This window comes from Clostridium sp. 1001270J_160509_D11, from assembly GCF_015667935.1.
GTDB lineage: Bacteria > Bacillota > Clostridia > Peptostreptococcales > Peptostreptococcaceae > Intestinibacter.
This window is the reverse complement of record NZ_JADPET010000107.1, coordinates 1-10,232: the sequence shown is the minus strand read 5'-3', so window position 1 is coordinate 10,232 and position 10,232 is coordinate 1. Positions and strand designations below refer to the sequence as shown.

Sequence of the window (10,232 nt, the reverse complement as noted above, 5' to 3'; positions counted from 1 at the left end):
CTAAAAATAAAATCACAAAAAAAAATTACAACAATATACTATTATTATATAAAAAAATAATTATGTAAAATTTCTCACAGATATTAGGAGGAAGGTTATGGACAAATATAAGAAAGTAAAAAATATCTTATTATTCATCCTTGTGGCGAATTTAGCTGTAACAGTTATGAAGATAGTTGTTGGAAGCTTGACAAATAGCTCAAGTGTCTTGGCCGATGGTTTTCACTCACTTTCTGATTCTGCTTCAAATATTGTAGGCATTGTGGGAATTTCGATAGCTGCAAGACCAAAGGACAAAACACATCCTTATGGTCATACTAAATTTGAGATGCTATCTAGTTTATTTATTGGAATGATGATGGTATTTATTGCATTAAAAATTGTAGCCGAGGCTATTTTACAAATTAAAAATCCAGAAAGCTTAAATATGACTACGATTAGTTTTGTAATTTTAATAATTACCTTGATAATAAATATAATTGTAACTAAATATGAATATAGCGTTGGTAAAAAGGTCAACAGCTACATTTTAGTTTCAGATTCTCTTCACACAAAAAGTGATGTTTATGTATCTCTAGGTGTTTTGATAACTTTAATATGTATAAAGCTAGGTTTTCCAGTAATAATAGATAAGTTAGTATCGTTTGTTGTTGGAATATTTATTTTGCACGGTGCATATGAAATTTTCAAATCGACTATTAGTATTTTAGTAGATAGTGCTGTAATAGATGAAAATATAATAAGAGAAATTGTTGTAGAATTTAGCGAGATAAAATATATTAAAAATATTAGAAGTAGAGGATGTGAAAATAATATATATATAGATATGGATATTATGGTTGAGCCGGATATGACCGTTGAAAAATCACATGAGCTAACTCACAATATTGAAAATACTATGAGAGAAAAGTTAAATAAAAATATACAAGTAGCGACTCATATTGAGCCGTTTCACAAATAAAGAATTAAGAAAATTAAAACGTAAGAAATAAATTTATATAAACTAAAAGAAAATTAAAAGGCTACCTATATAAATATGATAGCCTTTTTAGCGTATTTATTTAGACTTTAGTCGATTTTTTTAGAGTGATTTATTAAACTTTCAAGACGTTTATTTAAATTGTCTATAGTAGTATTTATTTGACCTAGTGAATCGCTTACTAAGCTATCTTCTTCTACTTGATAATTTAAATAAAAATCATCTAATTGTCTTACAAATTTATTTGCTTGAGCTGTAGCCTCTAAGAAATCGTCAAAATGTTCGCTTTTAATTCCTTTTCTAAACTTAGCTATATCTTTTTTTATAAAATCAACTATCTTTACTTCAGTTGAGAATGTACCATTAGGTATTGGATATGGCTCTATCCTCTGTAAGAAATATTTATTCTTTGCATTTATATTGTATGTATACATAACCTCAAAGTCATCATCAAGTATAAATTTTATAAAATAAAGGCAGCCCTGCACTTTTTGGATTTTGCTAGCACCTAACTGTCTAAGTCTTATTTCAATTGAGTCACCATTGACTGAATCAATTCTGTTAAATGACATAAAACTTTACCTCCCTTTTGAAAATACTTTATTAAAGTATATGTAAATATGGATAAAAAATATTTTTTAAATTTATGCAAAAATAGTTTTTATATAAATTTAAATATCTATATCGCAAATTTTATTGTTAAATAAATTGTTGAAATAATTACTGTAAATATCATTATAGGAAAACCTACCTTTAAGAAACTTTTAAAGGTGATAGGATATCCATGCTTTTGACCTACACTAGCTAAGACTACATTAGCAGATGCACCGATTAGTGTACCATTTCCACCAAGACATGCACCTAGTGAAGTAGCCCACCATAGTGGTGTTACATCCATACCTTGAGTATGCATTGTAAGTATTAGTGGGATAAGTGTAGCTACAAAAGGTATATTGTCTAAGAATGATGAAACTATTGCAGAAATCCAAAGAAGTAAAAACATTGTAAGAATTACATCACCATGAGTTTTTTCAACTAATAATTTAGCAAGCATTGAGATTACACCGGTATTTGAAAGACCACCTACAACTATAAATAATCCAGCAAAAAAGGCTATAGTAGGCCATTCAACGCTGTATATTATCTCGTGAGGGTCTTGTTTTCCGATTAATAATAATATACAAGCTCCAGTTATTGCGACTACAGAAGATTCAATACCCAATTTACTATGAGTCATAAATCCTACTAATATAAGTGCAAGAACAAATAAACTCTTTATTAATAATGTCTTGTCTTGGATAGCTTTTTTTTCATCTAAGTTTGAGATTAATTCTTCGGCTTGTGGACTTTTTACTAATTCTTTTCTATAAATAAATTTAAATATAAATACTAATAGTAAAAGAATTAGTAAAATTACTGGTCCTAGATTTACTACGAAATCACCAAAACTAAGCCCAGCAGCACTACCGATCATAATATTAGGTGGGTCACCGATTAATGTTGAAGTACCTCCGACATTAGATGCGATAATTTGTGTCATTAAAAACGGAATAGGATTAATAGAAAGAATATCGCTAATTACAAGTGTCATAGGTCCTATTAATAATACAGTTGTCACGTTATCAAGTATTGCAGATAAAACGGCTGTTATTATCATAAAATAAACCATGATTTTAGACGGATCTCCTTTTGAGATTTTGGCTGTTAATATTGCGACGTATTCAAATAATCCTGATTTTTTTACGATTGCGACTACAATCATCATGCCAATTAGTACAAATAATGTGTTAAAGTCTATATGGCTAATTCCTTCTTCAAATGTAACTATTTTAAATAGAAACATCAAGGCAGCACCAGATAATGCTACAACAGTTCTATCTATTTTTTCACTTATTATAAGTATCATTACAATAGCGAAAATAGAGATAGCTATTATTTGTTGTGTATTCATGTTATTTTCCTCCAATTCCATAAAATATAAACTACTTTATGATAGTACTTTTTGGATTAAATTTCCACATAAAAAAAGTAAAAAATATATAAAAGTTTTTTATTATATGTCACATTTTTAAACATAGTGTAGAGAGAAAACATTTATTCCAATGTATATTGAAATAAATTATATAATATGTAGATTTTTATAAATTTAAAATATAAGTTAGAAAAAATAATTATAAATTGTACAATAAAAAAGGATAATATATTTTTTTATCGAAATATAATACTAAAGGAGGGGTTACATATGGAGAGATGGCAAAAGATGAATGTATATTTTAGTTTAGTAGGACTTATAATATTTATTGTGTGCATAATATTTATAAAAAAACTGCCAATATTATTATTAGCAGCGGCTTTTGCATTAGGAATAACATTTAATTGTTTTAAAACTATATATAAAAAGATACCGCCTCCAGGATATGAAGAAGTCGAAAATAAAAACAAAAATATTTCTAAAAATAAAAAGAAAAAAGCTAAAAAAAGATAGAAAAAATCCATCTTCTAAATATAGAGGGTGGATTTTTGTATATTTATATAAAAAATATATAAATGCACAATATATAAATTAAATTATGATATAATAGTATAAAAAATGATATTGAGGTTGAATAAATGAAGGATGGATTTAATAGAGATATAGATTATTTGAATATATCTTTAACAAATATATGTGATTTAAATTGTACGTATTGCATGCCATATAATGACGTAGCTACATATAATAAAGGTAGATATTTGAGTGTGGATGATTATAAATTTATAATAAAGTCAATGTCAGAATTAGGGATAAGAAAAATTGAATTTACGGGCGGCGAACCACTTCTAAATCCTAATTTAGTTGACCTTATTTATTATGCAAAAAATTACTGTAATATAGAAGAAGTTAGTTTAACTACTAATGGAATTAAATTTTCAGAACAAGGTCTAAAATTAAAAAATGCAGGCTTAGACAAAGTCAATATACAGATTAATTCACTAAAAGAATACAAATACGAATCTTTAACTAGAGGAGGAAATTTAGGGCTTGTATTAAAATCATTTTCTACAGCACTTAATTTAGGGATAGAAACGACTATAGATACACTTATCATAAAGAATTTTAACGATGATGAGATGGATGATTTTATACAACTTGCAAATAATTTTCCAATAACTTTGAGGTTCTTTGAAATGATGTATGTAGGGAAGTTAGATGGTTTATTTAACGAAGGTTATTTAAATGTAGCTGATATAATAAATAATATGGATAACATGACTAAAATAAAATCATATGACAAAGTATGTAGATATTATTACAAAACCCCTAATTCAAGAGGTAAAATAGGTATAGTATCTAGGTTTTATGATACAAACTGCTGGAGTTGTGACAAGATAACACTTAGTTATGATGGTAAGATAAGGCTTTGTAGATATGAAAATAAAGAGTACGATATTTTTAATTTTATAAATAAACCACTTACTTTTTCAGAAGTGATGAAAGATATTATTAAATATAAACCTAAAGATTTTAATGAAATAAAAAACAATATTACATATAGGAATATAAACGAATTATAAAAATTAATTTTATATCAAAAAGAGCATATAACGCTCTTTTTTTAATTGTAATAAATATATACGTTATAATATTTTAAATTTATAGGATAATAAGATATGAGGTGAAAATATGGAAATTTCAAATATAAGTGAGATACTTAGACGAAATACACAAAGAGAAAAATACAATAGTGGTTTTGTCTTTTATAAAAATAATTATGTAAGCAATAATTACACTAACTTAAATGGATCTAATGCAAATTTTTATGGAAGTGTATATGATGAGTACCATAGAAGAACTTATACAGCTATGATAAGTATAGATTATAATACGAGGATAATATCAAATATAAGTTGCGATTGTCAAGATAGTGTATTTACTACAGGTGAGATGAGAATATGTCCACATATGGTAGCCGTAGTACTAAAAGATTTAAAATATCTTCAAGATAAAAATAAAGAGACTTTAGATGAAAAAGACGTCGTCATAAATCCAAAAGTAATTTTTGATATAACTCAGTCTAGAAATTCAAACTTAGGTGCAAATTTAGAAATAGAGGGAGTAGATAAAAGTGAATACGATAGAATTTTTAAATCGTATAAAGACAACTATAAATACCACCTTATGCCTAATGGAAGTTATATCGATTTAAGAGATAATGATTTAGAAAAAGTATTTAAGATAATAGATATTTTGGGGTTATTTGATGATTTAGAAAAGATAAAAATACCAAATAATAAATCTATGTTTTTAGAAAATATACTACAAGATGAAGAAATGAGTTTTATAAATGGCAAAAAATATGTAGATAATGTAATTAAAAAATACGATAAATTAAATAAGGATATAGAAGTTCCTCAAAATCTAAATGCAAGTCTTAGAGATTATCAAATTGAGGGATTTGAATTTTTAAAGACATTATCAAATTACAACTTTGGTGGGATACTTGCAGATGAGATGGGTCTTGGAAAGACTATACAGACAATAGCATTTTTACTTTCAGAAAAAAATAAGCAAAGTATTGTTATTACTCCGACAGCGCTTATATACAACTGGAAAAGCGAATTTGAGAAATTTGCACCAGATTTAAAAGTAGGAGTTGTATACTCAAATAAAGAAAAAAGACTAAAAACACTGCAAAAATATAAAGACTACGACGTTATACTTACGACTTATACTACATATAAAAACGATATGGAAGAATATAAAGACTTAAAGTTCGACTATTTAATAATAGATGAAGCTCAAAATATAAAAAATCCAGATTCAGTTATAACACATGCTATAAAAAATATAAATGCAAAATCAAAATTTGCACTTACAGGAACTCCAATTGAAAACAATCTTTTAGAGCTTTGGTCTATATTTGATTTTATAATGCCTGGATATTTATACAGCAAATTAAGATTTGAAAAGATATTTGTAAGAGACGATAAAAATTTAGATCTTTTAAAGAATATGATAAAGCCTTTTATATTGAGAAGGAGAAAAAAAGACGTTATAGACGAACTTCCAGACAAAATAGAACAGAAATTTTATGTTGAACTAGATAAAGAGCATAAAAAAGTCTACAATACTTTTTTAAATATGCTAAAAAAACAAATAATAGATACAAATAGCGACAACATAACTTTATTTTCATACTTAACTAAATTGAGAATGCTTAGTATATCGCCTGAACTAGTAGTTAAAAACTATAAAGGCAAAAACTCTAAGTTAGAGATGCTTATGAGGATAATAAAATATAGCAAAGATAGAAAGATATTAGTATTTTCACAATTTACACAAGTATTATCGCTTATAGCAGATAAACTAGAAAAAGAAAACATAGAATTTAATTATCTAGATGGAAAGACAAATGCTAAAGATAGATTAGAATTAGTAGAAGATTTTAATACTAATAAATCTAAAAAAGTATTTTTAATATCATTAAAAGCTGGCGGTACAGGTCTTAATTTAACTAGTGCATCTATGGTTGTTCACTTTGACCCTTGGTTTAATCCAGCTGTTGAAGACCAAGCAAGCGATAGAGCACATAGAATAGGACAAAAGAATATAGTAGATGTCGTAAAACTAATATCTAAAGATACTGTAGAAGAAAAGGTAGACGCTATAAAGGAATATAAAAAAGAATTAGCAGATGAAATAATAAATTTAAATCTAAAAGAAAATAAATCTATAAAGACATTGTCGAGAGATGAAATAATAGATTTATTTGAAGTTATGGAGTAAATATAACTAACTTATAATAAATACAAACAATTTACAATTTGTTTTATATAAATAAAATATTTTTTTGTATAAAATAAAAAAGTTTTTTTATTTACAAATGATATGGTATAATTTTCTTATTGCAAAAAATGTATTAATAAAAAGGAGATTGAGATGAGTAAGAAAAAAAACGCAGACTTAGAAAATGGGAGTATTGGAAAACTTTTAGTTACTTTGGCAGTTCCATCTATAATAGCTCAAATAGTGAATTTACTTTATAATATGGTAGATAGAATCTTTATTGGTAGAATGCCAAGTGGAGATTTAGCTATGGCAGGGATTGGTATAGTAACTCCGATAGTACTTTTAGTAACAGCATTTAGTTCACTTGTGGGATTTGGCGGAAGTCCACGAGTTGCTATAAAAATGGGGCAAAAAGACAAAGAAGGTGCAGAAGAGATTTTAGGAAACAGCTTCTCACTAATTATTATAATTGGTTTAATTTTAACAACAGTATTCTTTATATTTAAAGAACAAATTGTAATGGCATTTGGAGGAAGTTCAAATACAGCACAATATGCTATCGATTATTTATCTATATATCTTATAGGAACAGTATTTGTTCAAATAGCTGTGGGAATGAATCCATACATAAATACTCAAGGGTTTACAAAAATAGGGATGATAACAGTTGCAATAGGGGCATGTCTTAATATAATACTAGATCCAATATTTATATTTGGATTAAATCTAGGTGTAAAAGGTGCAGCTCTTGCGACTATAATTTCACAATTTGTATCTGCTATGTTTGTACTTAAATTCTTATTTGGAAATAAAACATTATTAAAAATAAGAAAAGAACATCTAAAACTAAAAAAAGATGTAGTATTAGCAACATTGGCTTTAGGTATTGCACCATTTATAATGCAATCTACAGAAAGTATAGTTTTAATAAGTTTAAACAATCAGCTACTTAAATACGGCGGTGATATAGCAGTAAGTGCTATGACTATAATGAGTAGTATGATGCAGATGATAATGTTACCTATGACAGGTCTTACACAAGGTGCTCAACCTATATTAAGTTATAATTATGGTGCACAAAGATACGACAGAGTTAAACAAGCATTTAAATTACTATTTATCTCTAGTTTAACTTTTACAATGTGTGCAGTTTCACTACTTATGATATTCCCTGAATTCTTTGTAAAAATATTTAGTGGCGATATAGCTCTTGTAGAGATGACTTCATGGAGTATGAGAATATACTTTGCTGGAATGGGAATATTCGGTATGCAATTATCATGCCAACAAACTTTCTTATCATTAGGTCAAGCTAAAATATCTTTATTCTTAGCTTTACTTAGAAAGATGATACTATTAGTTCCGCTAATATTTATACTACCAATGTTTATAAGTGACGGACTTACAGCTGTATTACTTGCAGAGCCAATAGCAGATATAATTGCTTGTTTAACAACAACTACTATGTTTGTTATATTCTTTAAGAAAAACTTCCCAAAAGATGCTCAAAATAAAGTTACAGCAAAAGCTCAATAAAATTAAGTGAAAATAAAAAGGGATAATTGTAAATTTGATTTACACTTATCCCTTTTATAATTTAATCTACATTGCTTTATAGCAAACAATATGTTCTTCAATTTTGCCGTTATTATTTATAGTAACTAAAAATTCCTTGTAATGAGCATTATGTGGTCTATAATATTCACATGAAATTACATTTTCATTATCTTCTAATTCTAAAAACTCACTGTCTTTTAAAAACTTTCTATTTATTAATTCTAATAATCTATCCATAATGACCTCCTGGCATAATATATAAAATCAATACTCTATACCTAATATATACCCAGAAAATCCCATATAAATCGTATATGAGTAAAAATCTACTCTATCATAAGCTCAATATGGTTGTTGTCTACAGTTTTAATTTCGCCTATATAACCTGTCAACTCGTAATTAAAGGCATCTTTTACAAGTTTAAGAAACTTTTCGCAGTCTATAGCATCTTCTCTATAATAGAAAAAATCAAAGCAATTATTGTTTATCAGTCTTTTTACAAATTCAACAGGTAAATTTAAATTTATGTATTCTCCTGTGAAAGTATTAATATTTATTATAAGTATTCTATCATCCATATACAAAACCCCCTTTATAAAGTTTATATATTAAAAAAAAAATTAGAATAAACTTTTTGTAATTAGTAAAAATATTTACGAAAGTAGTAGTTTTGTGATACAATGATTTATTGGAAAAATATATAAGATGAGGAGCTGTGAGAAGTGTTTAATTATTTGAAGTTCGCAATATTTCAGATTATAGGGTTTATTTCCTCTTTGCCACTTGTTAGAAAATTCACTAAAAGTCCGCAAAAATACTCTAATGAGGAAAAATTCGAGTTTTTACAAAGTCAAGCTACTAAATCTCTGGATTTAGTAAATATTAAGCTAAATATTTTAGGTAAGGAAAGAGTTCCAAAAGAACCCGTACTATTTGTAATTAATCACTCTAGTATGCTTGATAGTTTTATACTTATATCTAGTATACCAAAACCAGTTGGTGTAGTAATTGCAGATGTCCCTACTTGGAGAAATATCCCAATTGTAAAACATTGGATAGATATTACAAAATCTGTATACATTAACAGAGAAAATAATAGAGAAGGTATAAAAAGCATTAATAAATGTGCAGAAAATATAAAAGAAGGTCAAAGTATGGCTATCTTTCCAGAAGGAGATTTAACTTGGGTAAAAGACCCTAAATCTTTAGTATCTGACTTTAAGGCAGGTGCCTTAAAAATTGCATATAAAGCAAAATGTCCAATAGTTCCTATGGTAATAAAAAACTCTCTAAATACATATGAAGGATATGAACCAATAGGAAAGATAAATTCTAAAGATGTAGAAGTTGAATTTTTAGATCCTATATATGAACATTTAGAAAATCCACGACTTAAAACTGTGGAACTTGCAAAAACTATAAAAGAAAAAATGATTGATGAAATGCAAAAATATCAATCAAAAAATCCAGTAATGAAACAAGAAATAATATAAATAAAAAAGGAATCTCACCAGAGATTCCTTTTATTAGTTTTTGACTCTAAAAGTATCGCAATTTCCGTTTTCTTTAGATATTAAAACATGGGCTGCATTACAACCTCCATAAAAGTTATATGTACAGTTTTTAGCAGAGCAACTAATATTTTGGCTATTTGTGATACTGTCGTCTTGTTTTGAACTTAAAGACTCAAAGGAGCCTTTTACATACGTGTCGCAATTTGTATCTTTAAAATCTGTAGCATCGTAACCGCTTACTTTTATATGAGATGCATAACAATATCCGTCGTGATTGTATGCACAGCTAGATACTATACAGTTTAAATTACTTTTCATCATAGATATCACAACTTTCTAATAAATTTTATTTATAATATATAGGAAATAAACTTCCTTTTATATTGTGGATAAGTATAATTTACGTAAATAT

Annotated in this window: 11 protein-coding genes; 6 read left to right on the top strand and 5 right to left on the bottom strand. The window is 26.9% G+C overall.

Annotation, left to right across the window (positions count from 1 at the left end):
* Positions 1-97: 97 nt before the first annotated feature.
* The gene (locus tag I4U58_RS10045; protein ID WP_195931176.1) at positions 98-961 is read left to right on the top strand and encodes a cation diffusion facilitator family transporter; all 864 of its coding nucleotides are present in this window, start codon (positions 98-100) and stop codon (positions 959-961) included.
* Between the two features lie 107 nt (positions 962-1,068).
* Here the strand turns inward: I4U58_RS10045 and I4U58_RS10040 are convergent, their stop codons facing one another.
* Positions 1,069-1,551 carry a hypothetical protein gene (locus I4U58_RS10040; RefSeq protein WP_195931174.1) on the bottom strand — a complete coding sequence of 161 codons (483 nt, stop codon included), beginning with the start codon at positions 1,549-1,551 and terminating at the stop codon, positions 1,069-1,071.
* Between the two features lie 107 nt (positions 1,552-1,658).
* Positions 1,659-2,930, bottom strand: coding sequence for an ArsB/NhaD family transporter (locus I4U58_RS10035; protein ID WP_195931172.1), 1,272 nt, complete (start codon positions 2,928-2,930; stop codon positions 1,659-1,661).
* Between the two features lie 291 nt (positions 2,931-3,221).
* On the opposite strand from I4U58_RS10035, the gene I4U58_RS10030 reads away from it, so the two are divergent.
* From I4U58_RS10030 to I4U58_RS10015, 4 genes are all read left to right on the top strand, one after another.
* Positions 3,222-3,464: a hypothetical protein gene (locus I4U58_RS10030; RefSeq protein WP_195931170.1), complete on the top strand. Its 243-nt coding sequence runs from the start codon at positions 3,222-3,224 to the stop codon at positions 3,462-3,464.
* A 125-nt stretch (positions 3,465-3,589) separates the two neighbouring features.
* On the top strand, positions 3,590-4,534 hold the full coding sequence (locus tag I4U58_RS10025; protein ID WP_195931168.1) for a radical SAM protein: 945 nt from the start codon (positions 3,590-3,592) through the stop codon (positions 4,532-4,534).
* Positions 4,535-4,643: 109 nt separating this feature from the next.
* Positions 4,644-6,746, top strand: a complete 2,103-nt coding sequence (locus I4U58_RS10020; RefSeq protein ID WP_195931166.1) for a DEAD/DEAH box helicase — start codon at positions 4,644-4,646, stop codon at positions 6,744-6,746.
* A gap of 153 nt (positions 6,747-6,899) precedes the next feature.
* Complete coding sequence (locus tag I4U58_RS10015; protein ID WP_195931164.1) at positions 6,900-8,285, top strand: MATE family efflux transporter; 1,386 nt, start codon at positions 6,900-6,902, stop codon at positions 8,283-8,285.
* 66 nt (positions 8,286-8,351) lie between these two features.
* Here the strand turns inward: I4U58_RS10015 and I4U58_RS10010 are convergent, their stop codons facing one another.
* Both I4U58_RS10010 and I4U58_RS10005 read right to left on the bottom strand, forming a co-directional pair.
* Entirely contained in the window at positions 8,352-8,543 is a 192-nt protein-coding gene (locus I4U58_RS10010) for a hypothetical protein (protein WP_195931162.1), read from the bottom strand.
* An 89-nt stretch (positions 8,544-8,632) separates the two neighbouring features.
* The gene (locus tag I4U58_RS10005; RefSeq protein WP_195931161.1) at positions 8,633-8,884 is read right to left on the bottom strand and encodes a hypothetical protein; all 252 of its coding nucleotides are present in this window, start codon (positions 8,882-8,884) and stop codon (positions 8,633-8,635) included.
* A gap of 144 nt (positions 8,885-9,028) precedes the next feature.
* On the opposite strand from I4U58_RS10005, the gene I4U58_RS10000 reads away from it, so the two are divergent.
* Positions 9,029-9,799, top strand: a complete 771-nt coding sequence (locus I4U58_RS10000) for a lysophospholipid acyltransferase family protein (protein WP_195931160.1) — start codon at positions 9,029-9,031, stop codon at positions 9,797-9,799.
* A 33-nt stretch (positions 9,800-9,832) separates the two neighbouring features.
* Here I4U58_RS10000 and I4U58_RS09995 read toward each other — a convergent pair whose 3' ends face one another.
* A complete protein-coding gene (locus I4U58_RS09995) occupies positions 9,833-10,141 on the bottom strand; it encodes a DUF1540 domain-containing protein (RefSeq protein ID WP_243269605.1) in 309 nt (102 codons plus the stop codon).
* Between the last annotated feature and the right edge of the window lie 91 nt (positions 10,142-10,232).

Excerpts from the sequence above, each read along its gene's own strand:
- I4U58_RS10045 (WP_195931176.1), top strand. The coding sequence starts at position 98 with ATGGACAAATATAAGAAAGTAAAAAATATCTTATTATTCATCCTTGTG.
- I4U58_RS10040 (WP_195931174.1), bottom strand. The coding sequence starts at position 1,551 with ATGTCATTTAACAGAATTGATTCAGTCAATGGTGACTCAATTGAAATA.
- I4U58_RS10035 (WP_195931172.1), bottom strand. The coding sequence starts at position 2,930 with ATGAATACACAACAAATAATAGCTATCTCTATTTTCGCTATTGTAATG.
- I4U58_RS10030 (WP_195931170.1), top strand. The coding sequence starts at position 3,222 with ATGGAGAGATGGCAAAAGATGAATGTATATTTTAGTTTAGTAGGACTT.
- I4U58_RS10025 (WP_195931168.1), top strand. The coding sequence starts at position 3,590 with ATGAAGGATGGATTTAATAGAGATATAGATTATTTGAATATATCTTTA.
- I4U58_RS10020 (WP_195931166.1), top strand. The coding sequence starts at position 4,644 with ATGGAAATTTCAAATATAAGTGAGATACTTAGACGAAATACACAAAGA.
- I4U58_RS10015 (WP_195931164.1), top strand. The coding sequence starts at position 6,900 with ATGAGTAAGAAAAAAAACGCAGACTTAGAAAATGGGAGTATTGGAAAA.
- I4U58_RS10010 (WP_195931162.1), bottom strand. The coding sequence starts at position 8,543 with ATGGATAGATTATTAGAATTAATAAATAGAAAGTTTTTAAAAGACAGT.
- I4U58_RS10005 (WP_195931161.1), bottom strand. The coding sequence starts at position 8,884 with ATGGATGATAGAATACTTATAATAAATATTAATACTTTCACAGGAGAA.
- I4U58_RS09995 (WP_243269605.1), bottom strand. The coding sequence starts at position 10,141 with ATGATGAAAAGTAATTTAAACTGTATAGTATCTAGCTGTGCATACAAT.